Annotated in this window: 16 protein-coding genes; 12 read left to right on the top strand and 4 right to left on the bottom strand. The window is 42.6% G+C overall.

Annotated features, from left to right (window positions below; genetic code table 11):
* The 3 genes from DWY07_RS04575 to epsC form a co-directional block, all read left to right on the top strand.
* Positions 1-1,725 (top strand): Cna B-type domain-containing protein (locus tag DWY07_RS04575; RefSeq protein WP_117822306.1); only part of this gene is annotated, 1,725 nt, incomplete at its 5' end.
* Positions 1,726-1,986: 261 nt separating this feature from the next.
* Positions 1,987-3,612, top strand: coding sequence for a response regulator (locus DWY07_RS04570; protein ID WP_117822305.1), 1,626 nt, complete (start codon positions 1,987-1,989; stop codon positions 3,610-3,612).
* 184 nt (positions 3,613-3,796) lie between these two features.
* Positions 3,797-4,699, top strand: a complete 903-nt coding sequence (gene epsC, locus DWY07_RS04565) for a serine O-acetyltransferase EpsC (protein ID WP_021943530.1) — start codon at positions 3,797-3,799, stop codon at positions 4,697-4,699.
* Positions 4,700-4,948: 249 nt separating this feature from the next.
* Here epsC and DWY07_RS04560 read toward each other — a convergent pair whose 3' ends face one another.
* From DWY07_RS04560 to spoVT, 4 genes are all read right to left on the bottom strand, one after another.
* Complete coding sequence (locus DWY07_RS04560) at positions 4,949-5,188, bottom strand: RNA-binding S4 domain-containing protein (protein ID WP_117822304.1); 240 nt, start codon at positions 5,186-5,188, stop codon at positions 4,949-4,951.
* A gap of 69 nt (positions 5,189-5,257) precedes the next feature.
* Positions 5,258-5,716 (bottom strand): ferritin-like domain-containing protein, encoded by a 459-nt coding sequence (locus DWY07_RS04555; RefSeq protein ID WP_117808143.1) that lies wholly within the window; start codon positions 5,714-5,716, stop codon positions 5,258-5,260.
* Positions 5,717-5,973: 257 nt separating this feature from the next.
* Positions 5,974-6,246, bottom strand: coding sequence for an HU family DNA-binding protein (locus DWY07_RS04550; protein WP_008402552.1), 273 nt, complete (start codon positions 6,244-6,246; stop codon positions 5,974-5,976).
* 187 nt (positions 6,247-6,433) lie between these two features.
* On the bottom strand, positions 6,434-6,979 hold the full coding sequence (gene spoVT, locus DWY07_RS04545) for a stage V sporulation protein T (protein ID WP_117822303.1): 546 nt from the start codon (positions 6,977-6,979) through the stop codon (positions 6,434-6,436).
* Positions 6,980-7,309: 330 nt separating this feature from the next.
* On the opposite strand from spoVT, the gene DWY07_RS04540 reads away from it, so the two are divergent.
* The 9 genes from DWY07_RS04540 (at position 7,310) to DWY07_RS04495 (ending at position 18,787) form a co-directional block, all read left to right on the top strand.
* Positions 7,310-7,594: a YabP/YqfC family sporulation protein gene (locus DWY07_RS04540; RefSeq protein ID WP_117785865.1), complete on the top strand. Its 285-nt coding sequence runs from the start codon at positions 7,310-7,312 to the stop codon at positions 7,592-7,594.
* Positions 7,594-7,974 (top strand): spore cortex biosynthesis protein YabQ, encoded by a 381-nt coding sequence (yabQ, locus tag DWY07_RS04535; RefSeq protein ID WP_117822302.1) that lies wholly within the window; start codon positions 7,594-7,596, stop codon positions 7,972-7,974. Before DWY07_RS04540 ends, yabQ begins: the two co-directional genes overlap by 1 nt.
* Positions 7,975-8,059: 85 nt before the next feature.
* Entirely contained in the window at positions 8,060-8,359 is a 300-nt protein-coding gene (locus DWY07_RS04530; RefSeq protein WP_117808147.1) for a septum formation initiator family protein, read from the top strand.
* A 131-nt stretch (positions 8,360-8,490) separates the two neighbouring features.
* Positions 8,491-10,614, top strand: coding sequence for a SpoIIE family protein phosphatase (locus tag DWY07_RS04525; RefSeq protein WP_117822301.1), 2,124 nt, complete (start codon positions 8,491-8,493; stop codon positions 10,612-10,614).
* 210 nt (positions 10,615-10,824) lie between these two features.
* On the top strand, positions 10,825-12,267 hold the full coding sequence (gene tilS, locus DWY07_RS04520; RefSeq protein WP_117822300.1) for a tRNA lysidine(34) synthetase TilS: 1,443 nt from the start codon (positions 10,825-10,827) through the stop codon (positions 12,265-12,267).
* Positions 12,251-12,772: a hypoxanthine phosphoribosyltransferase gene (hpt, locus tag DWY07_RS04515; protein WP_117808150.1), complete on the top strand. Its 522-nt coding sequence runs from the start codon at positions 12,251-12,253 to the stop codon at positions 12,770-12,772. Before tilS ends, hpt begins: the two co-directional genes overlap by 17 nt.
* Before the next feature lie 49 nt (positions 12,773-12,821).
* On the top strand, positions 12,822-14,744 hold the full coding sequence (gene ftsH / locus DWY07_RS04510) for an ATP-dependent zinc metalloprotease FtsH (protein WP_117822299.1): 1,923 nt from the start codon (positions 12,822-12,824) through the stop codon (positions 14,742-14,744).
* Positions 14,745-15,626: 882 nt separating this feature from the next.
* Complete coding sequence (locus tag DWY07_RS04500) at positions 15,627-17,732, top strand: glycoside hydrolase family 13 protein (protein WP_021944614.1); 2,106 nt, start codon at positions 15,627-15,629, stop codon at positions 17,730-17,732.
* A 17-nt stretch (positions 17,733-17,749) separates the two neighbouring features.
* Positions 17,750-18,787: a HAMP domain-containing sensor histidine kinase gene (locus tag DWY07_RS04495; protein ID WP_117822297.1), complete on the top strand. Its 1,038-nt coding sequence runs from the start codon at positions 17,750-17,752 to the stop codon at positions 18,785-18,787.
* The last annotated feature ends 132 nt before the right edge of the window (positions 18,788-18,919 follow it).

Raw genomic sequence — 18,919 nt, 5'->3', positions numbered from 1 at the left:
TTAGCAGTCAGTGGTGAAGGTAATGTCACCGTCACCAAGGATGCGACAGCAACAGCAACCGTAACGAACACTTATACACAGGATAAGGGAAGCCTGACGGTAGCCAAGGCAGTTGTAGGATATGACTTTGGAGCAGCAGGTAAGAACTTTACAATTTATGTAACAAACGCAAGTGGTGAATATGTTCTTGCAGATGGAAGCATAAGCGCAACCAAGACAGGAATCAGCGTACCGGCAAACGGAAGCGTAACGATCAATGACATTCCGGTAGGCACATATAACGTAAGCGAAGAGCAAACCGGAACAGCAGTTGCAAACTATGGCTTAGCAGTCAGTGGTGAAGGTAATGTCACCGTCACCAAGGATGCGACAGCAACCGCAACTGTAACGAACACTTATACCCAGGATAAGGGAAGCTTAACTGTAGCAAAAGCAGTTGCGGGATATGACTTTGGAGCAGCAGGTAAGAACTTTACAATTTATGTAACAAACGCAAGTGGTGAATATGTTCTTGCAGATGGAAGCATAAGCGCAACCAAGACAGGAATCAGCGTACCGGCAAACGGAAGCGTAACAATCAATGACATCCCGGTAGGCACATACAACGTAAGCGAAGCTCCAACCGGAACAGCAATTACGAATTATGATCTGACAGTCAGTGGCGAAGGTGATGTAAATGTAACAAAGGATACAGTTGTCAATGCAACCGTAACAAATACATATACATATCTGACTACATCCGTAACTGTTAAGAAAGCATGGAACGATAATAACAACAAGGCCAATAAGAGACCTGGATTTGTAACGGTACAGCTTTATGCCGGAACAACTATATCAGGAATTCCGGTACAGCTTGATGAAAGCAATGGTTGGACAAAGACTTGGGATAATCTTCCGAAATATGATGCAAACGGATTAATCCAGTATACGGTCAAGGAAGTAAATGTACCTAAGGAATATACCGACAGCATAACAACAGATCCTGCAACAGGTGAGATTACAATTACAAATACAAGAACCAGCACAAAGGGTAAACTTGTATTAACAAAGACCGTTGTTGGTGATGTCGATAAGGCAGAAGCTGAAAATGTGATCAAGTTCAAGATTACAGACGAAGCAGGTAATTCCGAGACATATGCACTGACTGATTTCCAGTATGATGTATCGACAAAGAAATATACATTAGAACTGGATAAGCCGGCTGGAACTTATACCATTCAAGAAATACAGTATGATATTGATGGATATGAAACAAGCAGCATCAAATACGTAGTAGGAACAGGCCTTCAGAAGGATGGTAAGTCAGCAGAAGCAACAGTAGTTGTAGATGAAACAGTAAATGTTGCATTTGTCGATACATATGATAAGACAACTACAACAGAGAATACGACAGAAGTTACAACTACAACGGAAGATACAACAGAGATTACAACCACGACGGAAGATACAACAGAGATTACAACCACGACGGAAGATACAACAGAGATTACAACCACGACGGAAGATACAACAGAGGTCACAACTGAAACAGAAGATACAACTGAGACAGAAGACACTACGGAGATCACGACAACGGAAGACAAACCTTCCACTCCACCGGATACACCAAAAACCGGCGATGATGCTCCACTTATGCCACTTGTAATCCTGTTTATGCTCAGTGCAGCAGGAGTTGTAACAGTGATTGTTGTAAAAAAGAAAAATGATCGTGCAGATCGTAAATAAAAAGAATCTATAAAAACAACAAGTAAAGGTCAGGCACTCTGGTATGCAGAAATGCATATCAGGGTGCTTTTTCCTGTTATTTATGTCGAAATATAGCGAATGAATTCTAACTGAAAAAAGAAATAGTTGCACAATGTCGAAATATCGGTTATAGTAATTGCAATGCTAGAGAGATCTTGATGGAAGAAAATCAGATAAGGTCTTTCGAAAAACGGAAAAAAGAAAAAGGGGGGACGGTCTCGAAGGTGAGACTATAAACGTATGAGTAAGATAACATATGTCAGAACGCAACGGGATAAAAAAGTTGCATTTCTATTATTTCTATTTAGTGCTATTCTGATAGCGCTTATTATCTGGGGTGGGAATGTATTTTCCAAATTTGAACAATATGTTGATATATCCAGTAAGAATACGATCGCAGCAATGATGGAACAGGTAGAACATTCCTATCAAATGCAGATTAATTCAATGTATGAAGAAACAGAACGTCTTGAGAACTATCTGTTTGATGGCAAAACGAGGTCTGTTGTACTGGCAGATTATGAAGATTATTTTATAGCTATGGAGAATGATTCTGTACGGGATATCGTATTCGTTGATCATACCGGAAAATATATCTGTGATGATGGCAAAACAGGGACATTGGATTTGGGTGATACAAAGGGCACTCTGTTTGATGTTGGCGGTCAGTCTGTCCAATATTGTACCTGGAGAAACGGAGAAGAAATATTTGTTGTAGCAAAAAAATATGAAGCGTTCTATGTAAATGAAAATGAATATGAAGTCATAGCGTTTATTTATAATACAAATAGGGTAAATGATCTGTTTATTGATTCCGCATACGGGGGACAGGCAAAACTCTATGTGACAAATGCAGACAGCATGGTAACATATGCGGATCTGGATAATAACGAGGGTATTGTGCGCAATTATAATATCCTTGATCACTATCTGGATGAGTCGGTGATCGGAGAGGAACAATATGCACAGATCACAGAGGATTTCAGCGAAGGCAGACAGAATTGTGTTACCCTATATAAAGGAAAAAATGCAGAATATTTCTATTACCAGCCATTAGAAGGAACGGAGTTCTTTCTCGTATTTCAGGCGCCGTGTGCAGTGGTACAGAGTGTATTGACGGATTATCAGAAGAAGGTGTCACGTTCATGGATGGTTACGGTTGTGATCATTGCATGTATCATGTTAGTGCTGGCAGTAGGTACGGTCGGAGCGATCCATATGAGGACCTGGTATGAATATGAGCGACAGACGGCTGATATGCACCGGGAAAATAATGTACAGTTGCGGCGTATGAATGCAGTGATGGAGGAAACCGTCCGGGAGTACCGGTTAGCACAGGAAGGGGCTTTGGAAGAAGAAACCGAAGAGGAAGCGGCTGAAAGAGCGGCGGAGGAAGAACGGGAAAAAGAAAGACAGATCCGTGAAGCACTTCCAAGGGTCGCATTCGTAGGCGAACGTTTTCTGCTGGTCGATGATAATGATATGGAAGGACTGCTTTTGCAGGAGGCATTGACCAAAAGAGGAGCGGAATGTACCATAGCAAAGAGCGGAGAGCAGGCATTGAAGATGTTTAAACGTTCAAAGCATGAAAAGTTCCAGTATATATTGATGGACGCTGATATGCCGGATATGGATGGCTATCAGGCAGCCAGAAGAATCCGGCTGATGGATCATCCGCAGGCAAAAACGATACCGATTCTGGCAATGACTTATCACGCAACACCAGAGGCTATGCGGATGGCAGCTATAACAGGTATGTCCGGTCAGGTTGAGAAGCCGGTTAAAATGCAGACGCTTGCTCTGATCATAACTAAACTGAAGAGTAAGAACAGGGTTCATCCAGGATATGATTATGACAGAAAATAGCAAGAAACCGAAAAAACAGTATTTGTATTTTCTGTTGAAGTGTAATGAAAAAACTATTATTTACATTTTCTATTGAGATGTTATACTAATGCTATATGCAGTTAGAGATGGATGATGTTTTATAGGACATATGATATTACGCTGCATATATTGATATTAGGAAACGAAATGGAGTAAGACTGGAATGGAATTTGAAAATGATGTAAAAGCAGTCGTTGCAGAAATGGCTGAGGCATTAAATAAGAATTATTCGGATCAGAAATTATTTGATCTGTCACTCGGAGAGCGACTTCCGCAAAAGGATGAGATCATTGATTTTGTGGATGAATTGCGGAAAGTAACATTTCCGGGTTTCTTCGGGAGAGAGAATATGGCATATGCTAATAAGGAGTATTTTGCAGGGCATAAGCTGTCATTGATATATGATAAATTATTCCGTCAGATCAAGGTGGCATTGAGCTATAAAAATGATGCTAAGAGCTATCAGGAGATTACAGAGGAAGCACAGGAGAAAGCTCTGGGCTTTATCCGTTGTATACCGGAGGTTCAGGCACTTCTTTGCAAAGACGTAGAAGCAGAATATAACGGAGATCCGGCCGCAAACAGCCGTGAAGAGATCATCTTCTCCTATCCGGGGTTATTTGCGATATTTGTATACCGATATGCACATGTGCTCTATCAGATGAAGGTGCCGTTTATTCCAAGGATCATGACAGAATATGCACATGGTGAGACAGGAATTGATATCAATCCGGGTGCCAATATTGGTGAATATTTCTTTATTGACCATGGAACCGGAATCGTTATCGGTGAAACAACCGATATTGGAAATAATGTAAAAATCTATCAGGGGGTTACCCTTGGTGCGCTGTCGACCAGAAAGGGCCAGCAGTTGTCCGGTGTCAAACGTCATCCAACCATAGAGGACAATGTAGTTATCTATGCGAACACAACCATTCTTGGTGGCGAGACCATTATTGGTGCAAATTCCGTAGTAGCGGGAAATACTTTCGTGACGAAGTCCATCCCTGCAAACACCAAGGTTGCCTCTACCATGCCGGAACTTGAAATCAAGACCTCAAACTAAATAGTTATAACAGACAAAACAGGTGGACGCTCTCTAACAGCCTGACTATAATTGACTCGCACAATTTCTATTCGCTGCACATGCCTGATTCGTAAATACTCCTGTGCCAACTCGTCTTTCGGACTCAAACAGGCACCCGTATTTACTGGCAATGTGCATTTAATTACGAAATTTTCGCTAATGTCAATATTATAGTCAGGCTGTTAGAGAGTGTCCACCTATTTTTGTCTTTCATACAGATATAAAGTCTTACAAATACCGGAACATTTCTTTGGCATCCTCTTTTTTAGTGGAGTCGGCAATCATCGTTACCTCGACTTTGACGGTTTTGTTGCCGAAGCTAATCTCGATAACGTCGCCGACCTTCACATCAGTGGATGCCTTGGCAATCTTGTCGTTTATCATAACACGTCCGGCGTCGCAGGCTTCATTTGCGATGGTTCTTCTTTTGATCAGTCGTGAAACCTTTAAATATTTGTCTAATCTCATTTGTATATCTCCTTTTGTATTTTAAATGATAGTGTTCCATATAGTCGTAAGAGTATTTTGTTGGAAGGCTTATGCCATTCCATTTACTGTTTTGTATTTGAAGAGCATTTCGGCGTGATTCTGCTCTTCGACCTGGATGTCAGCTAGAAGCTTACGGATCGCACTGTCACCAAATATGAATACATCACTGTTATATTCAGAGGATGCGAGCTTTTCGCTGGTGATACAGTCTGTTGCAAGAAAGGCATCATCCTTCTTATCCTGAGACTGTCCGAGCTGACTGTAGGTAGCTTTTGGGTCGTAGTCTCTGCCATCACTGTCATTGCAGTTGCAGCTTGGTACGGTTCCAGTCAGAACCTGCTCCAGACTGTCATAGTGCTTCTGTTCATTTCCCTTCAGCGTGGTAAATAATTCCTGTAACACAGGATCCTTTGCCTGGGCTGCATATTTGTCGTATTTGTCAATGCAGGCCTGTTCCAGTGTCTGAAGATCCTTGATCGCCTGTTTTTCCTTTTCTTTTAAGACCATAGTTATTGCCTCCTGCTTATTTAATGAATTGATACATATAACAGGTATGCAGGAACAACCGGCAGTACGCTGTTTTTGCATCTACCAGGAGTATTGCCAGAAGACAGTCGGGTTATTCCGCAAATAATCATATCATGCAAGACCGCGGTCAGATTATTCCGGAAAACAGACGGACTATTCCAGAAAATAGAAAAGCAAAAGGGATGCTGATTTATACGATGCAGCATCCCTTAAGTACTTGATTCGTTCTATAAAAACTAGTTAAGTGAATCCTTTAAAGCCTTACCAGCTTTGAATTTTGGAGACTTAGAAGCAGCGATTGTCATTGTTTCGCCTGTTCTTGGGTTTCTACCTTCTCTTGCTTCTCTTTCAGCAACTTCGAATGTACCGAAACCAACTAACTGAACCTTCTCACCCTTCTTTAATTCTTCAGCTACAACGTCTGTAAAAGCCTTTAAAGCCTTCTCAGCATCTTTCTTTGATAATTCTGTCTTTTCTGCCATAGCAGCAACTAATTCAGTCTTGTTCATCGAAAAAATCCTCCTAAAATACTCATAATATATTATCCTGGTGAGCTAAACCGGATAACTCCTGGCGTAAGTCACGCCCCAACATGTATATTTATACCTAAAATGCCAGTATTTGTCAAGGTTAGAACGCCATTTTGCCTTGAAAAACCTTGATTTTTCGCCATTTCTCAAGGCAAATGACATAGAATTAGTTCTCCATCTGTTTTCCGAGAAAATTAGCAGCAATGATCGCGGTTTTCTGTTCAGTTTCCCCGAAACGCATTTTGTCATCTTTGCTCAATACAATGACCGCTCCGATCGCGTCACCTTCACAGATGATCGTCTGGATCACCTGTCCGGCATAGTCAGTGTCATCGGAAGTGATGTTGACATATTTTGTATCACCGCGGCGGGCAATTATAGCTTCCCGGTCATTGATGACATCCTCCAGATCCTTGTGGATGGATTTGCCGACCAACTCTTTCTTTGGCATGCCGGCTACTGCAATGATCTGATCGCGGTCAGTGACGCATACCGGACAGCCGAGGATCTGTGAAATGGAATCTACATATTGCTGTGCAAAGGTTCCGAGCTCGCCGAGCGGGGAATATTTTTTTATGATAACTTCGCCGTCTTTTCCGGTAAAGATCTCAAGGGGATCACCTTCCCGGATCCGAAGCACACGCCGGATCTCTTTCGGAACAACGATCCTGCCCAGATCGTCGATACGTCTGACAATTCCTGTGGGTCTCATACTTATTTTTCCTCCAATACCCATATTTTGTAAGAATGTTTTTTGTAATAAAAAATACATCCTTTTTTGCTAGGTTTTAGCTTTAGAATTAGTATGTGGCAAATGTGGGGAATTATACTCTTACAAATACGAATGAATATAAATTTATGGCTAAGAGATAGTAAAGAACAAAAAATAAAAATCAGTCAAAACTGATCAATATCGGCAAGCTGGAAGAATTGTTTGTTGAGATATGGGATTGAGAACAGGTTCTACTGCAGGTATAAGCTTCATATACTGTTCTAACAGACTTAAGAAAGCTTCTGAAGGCTTTTTGGAAAAGGGGAATACATGGAGAAGGTACAGAGCACAGGAAATTCCGATGGACATAAACTGATCATGGATGCCAGAAAGGAAGCAAAGATAACCGGAGTGGAAAAGGTAATCTCGTTTGAACCGGATCTGGTATATCTTCTCACAAAGGCCGGAAAGATGAAGCTGACCGGAAAAGATATGCATATGACGAATCTGGATATTGACAAGGGCGTTCTTGACATGAATGGAAAGGTTGACTGTATTTGTTATATGACAGATAAAGAGGACAGAACATTTTCGCTTAAGAGGTTGTTTAAATAATGACGGAAATGATGGAACAACAGTCAACCGCGTTTGCCGTATGTGTGCTATGCGGCGTAATCATTGGTTTTCTGATAAGTTGTTTTTATGCTTTGAAAAAAGCGATAAAGATGCATGACGTCTGGATCGGTATTTTTGATCTGACGTTTTGGCTTGCATTATGTGCAATGGTTATTCTGGTGATGTTTTATTATAATAGCGGAGAGATTCGGCTGTATATTTTTTTAGGATTTTTTTCGGGAGCCGGGGTGTATTTTGCTACTATAAATTGGGTTGTTTCCAGACTGCTGGACTACATATTGTATGGGATAAAAATGGGGTTAAGAAAAGTGATTTTAAAGGCAAAAATGCTTGTTGACATAATTTGTTCGAGAAGGTAAAATTATGTCAATACACTTCGAAAGAACTGTTTTTATAGCAGAACAGGTCTGTTCGAAAAGAAGCAGGAAACAGGGGAAATGGACCATGGGTAGAAGCAATACCGGAAGAAAACAATCGAAGATCAGTACCGCTATTATTCTGATCACTCTTCTTTTACTGGTTGTTGTCGTGTTGGTGAAGTCGATTCAGTTAAGGGAGAAGAAGGCAGAGCTGCAGGTACAGGCAGCAGAGATTACTGCCCAGATTGAAGATGCACAGAACGAGCATAAGAAACTGGAAGAAAAAGAAGACTATATGAAGACGAAGAAATACGTTGAGGATGTTGCAAGAAATCAGCTTGGGTTGGTATATCCTGACGAAATAGTGATTCGCCCTGAAGAATAAACACAGAATTAAGAAAGAAATATAAAAAAGAGTCAAAGAAAAGTGATAGCTGTTTTCAGCTTTCGCTTTTTTTTTTACGTTCAGTCTCCGTATAATGTCTGACACTTAAGGCAAAAAGGGAGGACATATATATGAAAGAAAAAAAGGTGAATCGGGTTTTGTTGTATCTGCTGGGCTTTCTGTGTGGCCATTCTGCGGTTGTTGGAATGCATCCGTTTATGGTTCCGATGCTGGCAGCAGTTTACAGCATCAGACAAAGTACGTTTGGGCTGTTTGCAGCCATGCTCTTTGGCGGAGCAGTTATGTATGGAATCGGCGGTTGGAATGCAGGAAGCTTTTTTCAGATGGGACCATATGTAATGGGGGAACAGCAGCTTCCGGTTACATATTTTCTGTTAAAATATAGTTTGATCCTGATCGGTGTTCTGGTCGGTCTGAACCTGACGGAGGGAGTTCGGAGAAACCTGTCCGAACACACAGACAGAAGTGGAAAAAAGACAAAACGAAAAGGTGTGAAACAATCATATGGAACCAATATCCGGTGGATTCTGGCTGGCATATGTGCCATACTTGTCTTTGGAATCAGTACGGTCTGTGGTCTGATGGTCGAACCGGTGCAGAATGCCCTGCCGGCTGCCGGCTGCGAGGCGGTGATCTCGACAGGATTGATTCCTGCATTCCGCAAAGGTCTGGAGGTTATCCTGCTGCATAAGAGGGAACGGGATCATTATAATGAAGAATTGCTTGGAATACTGATAGTAGTTACAGTATGTATATGGGGAATGCCATATAAAATAGGCGGAGTTGTTACCTGGCTGCTGATGACCGGTCTGTATCTGTCCTGGTATACGTTGCATCGGTTTGGAGCCGGATATGGAATGGCGGTAACGGGTGTATGTGGTCTGATCACAGCGATCAAAAGCGGACAAGCAGAATTTGTCGGAAGTTTTTTTATTTGTGCGATCCTGGTGCTTGCGGGCAGAGCACTGTCGGATAAGAAGAAAACAGGCACTATTGTGTCAGTGCTGCTTGCATGTATATTGATCGGACTTACTTACGATCCATATTTTCTGACACCTGAGGGGATAAAAAGTGCTGGTAGTGCAGTGCTGTTATTTGCAGCGACACCAAAATGGATGCTTACCGTCAGGGATGGCTGGATCCAGTCGCAGTATAATTTTCAGACAGCAACGGAGATCAACCGGATAACGGCAGAGAAAATACGGGAATTATCCGGGGCATTTAAACGAATCGAATATACGCTTGCCGGATGTGGACCGGCGGCTGCCAAGGTAGATCTGGGTGAGATCGGAGATATGATCGGAAGATTTTCCGATAATCTGGAAACGGCAGAACCGGTTTCGTTTAACCGGGAGGAGCAGTTGCGGACGCGCTTTCTGGAACAGGGGGTGATCATGACGCACCTTTCTTCGATGAAGAATGAAATGGATCATGTACAGTATTATATAACAGCCAGAACAAAGAATCAGAAAATCATGTTGTCAAAGGATGCAGCAGACATTCTTTCAGAGGTTTTTGATAAGCCGATCCGGGCATCCGAGGATACTTCAGCGATCATATCTGAAAATGACCGTGTGATCACATTTGAGGAATGTGCGAGGTATCGCTGCAGTTATTTTGTCAGAAGGATCAAGAAATATGGTTCCAATGTATCGGGAGACAATTTTTCGGTGAAGGAGCATGAGGATGGCAGACTTGTAATGATGATCTCGGATGGGATGGGAAGCGGAAGCCTTGCATCCTGCGAGAGTACGTTGATGATTGACACGATGGAAGAACTGCTGGAGGCTGGCTTTGATCCTTCTTATGGAATTGCATTTTCCAATAATTGCATTTCCGAAAAAAACAGCGGACGGTGTTTTACAACCTTTGATATGGGAATCGTAGACCTGTACAACGGGGAGCTGACACAGTATAAGCAGGGGGCAGCACCGACATATATTATACATTCAGAGGGAATCGAGGTTCTTTGTGGGGCTTCACTTCCGATCGGAGTTCTGCCGGAGGCAGAATGTGATGTGATCCATCAGGAGCTGGAACCGGAGGATCGACTGGTGATGGTGAGTGATGGAGCATTTGGGGATGAAGAGGATATGCGTGAGATCCTGGAGAATCTGGATACGGAGGACTGCAAGGAAACGCTGGAGTATATCATTTCACAGGTGCTTCTGCATTGTGAAGGCAGACTGGAGGATGATGTGACGGTGATCGTGGCAAAATTGGAAATAGCATAAACTTTCCGGTTTGTTACTTGAAATTTATAGCAGGCTTGTATTAAGATAACGAAGAAATGTATATGACAGATGTAAAATAACGAAGCTGCATATATCGGTGGATGCAGGATTTTAAAGAAACGTATATACAATATGCATACAAAGATACAGGTAATGAATATAGATGATCGAATATCCGAATCATAGAAGACGGACAGGTGTGGAAAACAGATGACAGAAAATACATTAGAAGAACAGATTTATCAATTTATAAAAGAAAAAAATTTGCTTAAAGCAGGAGATGTCTGCATCGTTGGTGTGTCCGGCGGAGCGGATTCCATCTGTCTGCTGACGGTTCTGGCAGGGCTTCGGGAGAAAATGGAGCTCAAGCTGTATGCTGTCCATGTTAACCATATGATCCGCGGAACAGAGGCAGATGCAGATGAATCTTATGTGGCAGAGTATTGTAAGAAGCTTGGAATACCATGTGACTGTTACCATATCGATGTGCCGCAGCTTGCAAAGGAACAGAAGCTGGCGGAGGAAGAAGCGGGAAGAAATGCCCGGTATGAGGCATTTGCCCGGGCAGCGGACAAGTATGGCATCACTGATTATAAGGTGGCAGTTGCTCATAACAAAAATGATGTAGCAGAGACGGTACTGCTCAACATGGTAAGGGGAACGGGGATCGCCGGAATGGCCGGAATACCGGTAAAGCGAGACCGGATCGTGCGTCCGTTACTTTCATGTACCAGACAGGAGATTGAGGCTTATCTGGAACAGCAGGAGATACAGTATTGTACGGATTCCACAAATCTGGAAAATGATTATGCCAGAAATAAGATCCGTAATCGGGTGATTCCGGCACTTAATGAGATAAACACACAAGCAGCGGCACATATCAGTCAGGCAGCAGCCTATGCGGCTATGTATGATACCTATGTGACGAAGCAGGTAGGATATTTTCTGGATGAACATATGGAGATACGGAAACAGACCGGAAAAACAGATGCATATGTATTGGAAATCAGGAAGCTGCGGGAACAGGATGAACTGATCGAGGATCTTGTGATCTTAGAATTGATTGGCAGAGTCAGCGGCGGAAGAAAGGATGTCGGTCAGAACCATGTAAGAGAAGTGAAGAAGCTGTATCAGGCAGCTGCGGGAAGTCGGATCATGCTTCCGCATGATGGAATGGTATATCAGAATTATGGATACCTGTGTTTTGAGAAGACAGCAGAGGGCGCACGCGATGTCGACTGGCAGGAGATAGTTATAAAAGGTGCAGGTGAATATATCCTGCCCGGAATGGGAAGGATGAAGATTGAAATATTTGAGAAATCTGTTCATTTAGATTTAACAAAAAAAGAGTATACGAAGTTTGCAGATTATGATAGAATACAGAATGGCATTACTATCAGGAAATATATGGAAAATGACTATATGGTGATCGCATCAGACGGCTCAACGAAGAAGATAAACCGGTTATTTTCATCCTGCAAGATACCGGTGGCAGAGCGTTTGCAGATACCGCTTGTAGCTTCCGGACATGACATCATCTGGGCAGTAGGCGTCCGGTTGAGTGAGAAGTACAAGGTACGGCCTGATACAAAAAGAGTAATATGTTTAGAATATATACCAGAAGGAGAAAATGAAGATGAAAGAGCAGATTAAAGTCATGATATCTGAAACTGAAGTAGATAACAGAATCTCAGAGATGGCAGCAGCTATTGATAAAGCATATGCAGGAAAGACCGTTCATCTGATCGGAATATTAAAAGGAAGTGTATTCTTCATGTGTGAGCTGGCGAAGAAGATTACGGTTCCTGTAACCATGGATTTTATGTCAGTCAGCAGTTATGGAGATGATACGAAATCATCAGGAATTGTGAAGCTGAATAAGGATCTGGACGAATCAATAGAAGGAAAAGATGTGATCGTAGTTGAAGATATTCTCGATTCAGGAAGAACGCTGTCGTATCTGATCAAATTATTAAATAACAGAAAGCCGGCGAGCATGCAGGTAATAACTCTGCTTGATAAGCCGGAGAGACGTGTGATTCCGGTTGAATTATATATGACAGGATTTACGATCCCGGATCGTTTTGTAGTAGGATATGGACTTGATTGTGCACAGAAGTATAGGAACCTTCCATATATCGGAGTGATTGAACAGTAGATATCAGACTGTTTATATAAAAAGACAGACCAAGATGAAGGAGTAGACAATGAATAAGAAGAGAGCAAGAAGTGCTGTTGTGATTTATGCGATCATCCTTATTGTCGGATTCCTGCTGATCAACAAATGGCTGGGTGGCAGCAGTAATGTTGCGACCAATTACAGCTATACGGAATTTTCGGCAGATCTGAACGCGGGAAACATCGCAACGGTAGATATTACACAGAATACAAATGTGCCGACAGCAACCGTAGATGTGGAGTTTGTTTCCGGAAAACAGCTTACATTCTATGCGGCAGATGTTAATGAGATTATTAAGATCTATAATGACTATGAAGCAGCAGTTGATAAGAAGAATGCGACAGCTTCTGCAGAGGATCAGGTAAAACTGGCAAAGTATAATCTGTATGATGTGCAGAAGGAAAGCATGCTTGGCATGTGGATCCCATATCTGATCATTATGATCATTATGGTCATTATCATGACATTCATGATCGGACGAATCCAGGGTGGTGGATCCGGCGGACAGATGATGAATTTCGGAAAGAGCCGTGCCAAGAAGAATGAAGATATCGGAAAGACGGTTACATTTAAAGATGTAGCAGGGCTGGATGAGGAGAAAGAAGATCTGGAAGAGATCGTCAGCTTCCTTAAGAATCCGGGAAGATTCGTAAAGGTTGGAGCCAGAATCCCTAAGGGTGTTCTGTTAGTAGGACCTCCGGGAACCGGTAAGACATTGATGGCAAAGGCGGTTGCAGGTGAAGCCGGGGTACCGTTCTTCAGCATTTCGGGATCTGATTTCGTGGAAATGTTTGTCGGTGTCGGTGCTTCTCGTGTAAGAGATCTGTTTGACGAAGCAAAGAAGAATGCGCCATGTATTATTTTCATCGATGAGATCGATGCTGTTGCAAGACAGCGTGGTACCGGACTTGGCGGTGGACATGATGAGAGAGAGCAGACCTTGAACCAGTTACTTGTTGAGATGGATGGTTTTGGTGTAAATGAAGGAATTATCGTTCTTGCAGCAACCAACCGTGTGGATATTCTTGACCATGCGATCTTAAGACCTGGCCGTTTTGACCGTAAGGTATTCGTAAATCGTCCGGACGTCAAGGGCAGAGAAGAGATTCTGAAGGTTCATACAAAGAATAAGCCACTTGCAGAAGATGTAAATCTGAATGATATTGCAAGAACAACGGCAGGTTTTGCGGGTGCTGATCTGGAGAACCTGATGAACGAAGCTGCAATCTGTGCAGCGAAGGATAACCGTGCTTATATTGTAAAAGAAGATGTAGATAAATCATTTATCAAAGTAGGGATCGGTGGAGAGAAAAAGAGCCGTCTGGTACCGGAGAGCGAGCGCAGAATTACCGCTTATCATGAATCCGGTCATGCGATCCTGTTCCATCTGCTTCCTCATGTGGGACCGGTCTATACCGTATCTATCATCCCGACCGGAACCGGTGCAGGTGGATATACGATGCCGCTTCCTGAAAATGACAACGTATTCATGACAAAGGCAAAGATGTTAGAGGATATCAAGGTAAGCCTTGGCGGACGTATCGCAGAAGAACTGATTCTTGAGGATATCACAACAGGTGCTTCGCAGGATATCAAACAGGCAAGCCAGTATGCCAGAGCAATGGTTACCAAGTATGGTATGTCTGAGAAGCTTGGACTGATCAATTATGAAAGCGATGATCAGGAAGAAGTGTTCCTTGGACGTGATCTTGGTCACGCAAAGAATTACAGTGAGAAGGTTGCCGGAACGATCGATAAGGAAGTGAAGCGTATCATCGATGAATGTTATGCAGACGCCAGAGCGATCCTTGAAGCACATGAAGATATCCTTCATAAATGTGCAGCTCTTCTTCTCGAGAAAGAGAGAATCGACCGGGCTGAGTTTGAAGCATTGTTTGATGATGTACCAAATGCAAATTCTGCTGCAAACGCAGAGCCTTCAACAATATAGACAATAGTAACACGAACAAATTGAATGAAAACCAATAAAAAATTGTACATGTTGCACAAAAACGGCGTTTTTTGAATAATTTCAAAAACGCCGCTCTCTGTTTTGCACAATAAAATTTTTAAAATAAAAAAATGTTTGGGCAGACTTTTAGAAGCATTTGTATATAATAATACTTGTAACCCCCCAATACATTATATAGTTTTGGCTACACCCCATAAGTAACAAAATACCTTCTCCAAAAGAGGCAGTCGTGCGTTGACTGTCTCTTTTATTTTTTGGCGGGCACCACCGATTCATCCTGACGGTCTGGGGCTGCCTGTCTATCTGCATTATAAATAACTTTCTGCGGTTTCTGTTCACTGCACATGTCTGATTCGTAAATGCTCCTGTGCAACTCGCCCTTCGGGCTCAGACAAGCACCCGCATTTACTGACAATGTGCAGTAAACGACGAAATCCTCAAAAACGTTATATTATAATACAGATAGACAGGCAGCCCCAGACCTATATGTCTTATCTTTTGCCTAGACAATTTTCATGGCAATAGTCCGTATAAAAAGCCCCACAGCATCCTCCGCCGCTCCCCGGGGGTCTGCCCCAGTTATAAATACCTTGCTACGTTTTCTATTCACTGCACATGTCTGATTCGTAAATACTCCTGTGCTAACTCGCCTTCGGCTCAAACAAGCACTCGTATTTACTGACAATGTGCAGTTCATGACGAAAGCCTCGCAATCGTATTTATAACAGGGGCAGCCCCCCGGGGAGCGGCGGAGGATGCTGTGGGGCTTAGTTTTTGCCATTGGTTGTCAGCATAAAAAGGTTGTCTATTTATTAAAAAAGTATTAGAATGAAAAGGCATAAACGAAAGGGAGAGTTTTGAATGTCCGACAAATACACGAACGCAGAAAGAATTCATGATTATATATATGATCTGAAGCCGGTTATCAATGTAGGGGGATTGTTTTCCGATGGTTCTGAATACTATAGAATACCGCAGGAGCCTGGAATCAATGACCAGGTGAAGGTTAGATTTCGAACATGTGCAGATAATGCCGATGAAGTTTATTTGATCTACAATGGCGAGGAACTCGTCATGTCTGTTGAAGAATCCGATGATTTATTTGATTACTATACGGCGGTGATCCCCGCCGGAGAGAAATATATATCCTATTATTTTGAGGTCCATTCGGGCTGTGTGACCTGTTATTATAATAGGATCGGTGTACAGAAGAATGTGAATCCGGACTATAACTTTGAAATCTGTCCGGGCTTTGATGTACCGGATTGGGCAAAGGGAGCTGTCTTTTATCAGATCTATGTGGATCGTTTCTGTAATGGAGATCCATCGAACGATGTACTGGACAACGAATACTGCTACATCGACAGTCCTACCAGACAGGTGAAGGATTGGTATGAATATCCGGCAAATATGGATGTCGGACGTTTCTATGGCGGAGATCTTCAGGGTGTTAAGGATAAGTTAGATTACCTGCAGGATCTGGGCGTAGATGTTATCTATTTTAATCCGTTATTTGTATCACCATCCAACCACAAATACGATATTCAGGATTATGATTATATTGATCCGCATTTCGGAAAGATCGTTGTGGACGAGGGCGAATGCCTGCCGGATGGCGTAAAAGAGAATAAAAGAGCAACAAAATATATCAGCCGTGTAACCGACAAACGGAATCTGGAAGCCAGCAATCAGTTTTTTGCAGAACTGGTGGAGGAGATTCACAGTCGTGGTATGCGTGTTATCTTAGATGGTGTATTTAACCATTGCGGTTCCTTCAACAAATGGATGGATCGTGAGTGTATCTATGAGAATCAGGAAGGCTACGAGAAGGGAGCATATGTATCCTGGAGCAGTCCGTATAAGTCATTCTTTAAGTTTTATAACGAAGAGGTATGGCCGTATAATACCACCTACGATGGTTGGTGGGGGCATGATACACTTCCAAAGCTGAACTATGAAGATTCCCCAAAACTGGTGGAATATATTTTGAATATAGCAAAGAAATGGGTGTCCCCTCCATATAACGTGGATGGCTGGCGACTGGATGTTGCAGCAGATCTCGGACATTCGGAGGAATATAATCACAAGTTCTGGAGAATGTTCCGTAACGCAGTCAAAGAGGCAAATCCTAATGCAATTGTACTGGCAGAGCATTATGGAGATCCAAAGCCTTGGTTAAAGGGCGATCAGTGGGATACCGTTATGAACTATGATGCATTTATGGAGCCGATTACCTGGTTTCTGACTGGTGTTGAGAAACACAGTGATGAGTTCCGTGGTGATCTGTTGGGTAATCCGGATACATTTATGGGAGCCATGAATTATCATATGGCGAGATTCCAGCGTCCATCCCTTGAGATTGCAATGAATGAATTATCAAACCACGATCATTCCAGATTCTTAACCCGTACAAACCGGAGAGTCGGACGTACGCATACGATGGGGCCGCAGGCGGCAAATGAGGGTATCGATAAGAGTATATTCCGTCAGGGCGTTGTATTCCAGATGACCTGGCCGGGAGCTCCGACGATCTACTATGGAGATGAAGCAGGACTTTGTGGCTGGACTGACCCGGATAACCGTAGAACGTATCCGTGGGGCAGAGAAGATATGGAACTGATCCGGTTCCATAAAGACATGATCTGTATCCATAAGAACTATGAGGCTCTGATCCGTGGCTCGGTTATGTTCTTGCATGGAGCACATAAGATTATCGCATATGGACGGTTCACAGATACGGAGCAACTGGTTGTGATCCTGAATACAAATTATGAAGACATCGATGTGAAGCTGCATGTCAGACGGATTGGGGTCAAGAACCATGAGATCATGCGCAGAGTGATGCTTACAAATGAAGAAGGCTACAGTCTGGAAACCTGTGACTACAAAGTAGAGCATAATATGCTTTATATGAAGGTGCCGAAGATGTCAGCTATGGTTCTTGTAAATGTGGGAAGAGATGTTTAAAAGAGGAAACTAAAGTCTTGAAAAGTGATTTTGAGAGAAAACGGTTCATACAACGATTTGTGATCCTGGCTGTAATATTGCTGGCAGTGGTTGGAATCGGTATACGGTTCCTGTTCGGTGGCGATGAAAAGAGAATTGCAGTTATTTTGCTGATGTTAGCGGTTGGGCTTGTAATTCTGTTTTTCATCAGTTATCGGGAGATCGACCATACTTATCGGGAGATTGAGCATGTGTCGGATGAGATGCTTCGTGTGCTTCAGGGAGAAGATGAGCTGCCGGAGGAAGAATACATGCAGGGCACGATCGGAATCTTATATACGAACTTTTATAAGATGGTGACATTTTTAAAAGAAAACAAAGAGCGGGAAATGTCAGAGAAAGTATTCTTACGTGATATCATGTCAGATATCTCTCATCAGCTTAAGACACCGCTGGCATCCTTAAATGTATTCATCGATCTGCTGTTAGATGATTCCTTTACAGATGAAGAAAAACGGATGCGGGTGCTTAACGAATCAAAAAATCAGCTTACCAGAATGGAATGGATGGTATTATCTCTTTTAAAGCTTGCACGGATCGAGGCGGGAGCAATCCAGTTTGACCGAAAAGAATGTGATCTGAAGCTGTTATTATTACAGGCAAGAGACAGCGTAACTTATCTGACGGAGAGCAGGGAACAGGAGGTTCATGTAATCTGTGAGGATGGCAGGAAGCTGGTCTGTGACGGAGACTGGCTCGTAGAGGCGATCATCAATCTTTTGAAGAATGCATCAGACTATTCACCGGAGAAGACAGAGATCACGGTTGAGGTAGAACACAATCCGGTCTTTACCAGGATCTATGTCAAGGATCATGGAATGGGAATCGCAGAGAAGGATCTCGGAAATATATTTAAACGATTCTACCGTGTACACCATGATGTGAATCCGAACAGTGTCGGAATCGGCTTATCCCTTACAAAATCTATCGTAGAAGGAATGGGCGGCAAGATCACGGTGCGGAGTGAAGAAGGAGCATATACCTGGTTTATCATTACATTTGTACATGTAGATTAAGCTGATTCTAAAAAGAATTCTAAAGAAATTAATGTGAAGCAATAACAGAAAATACTATGGTGATGGGAATTGATGTAGAAAATTATCTCTTTCTTACAATATTGTAAGAAAAGAATACACAGATATTCACGG

The organism is Clostridium sp. AF23-6LB (genome assembly GCF_003461085.1).
Lineage (GTDB): Bacteria > Bacillota > Clostridia > Lachnospirales > Lachnospiraceae > Coprococcus > Coprococcus ammoniilyticus.
The sequence above is the reverse complement of the archived record's forward strand: the minus strand, read 5'-3'. Positions and strand labels throughout refer to the sequence as shown.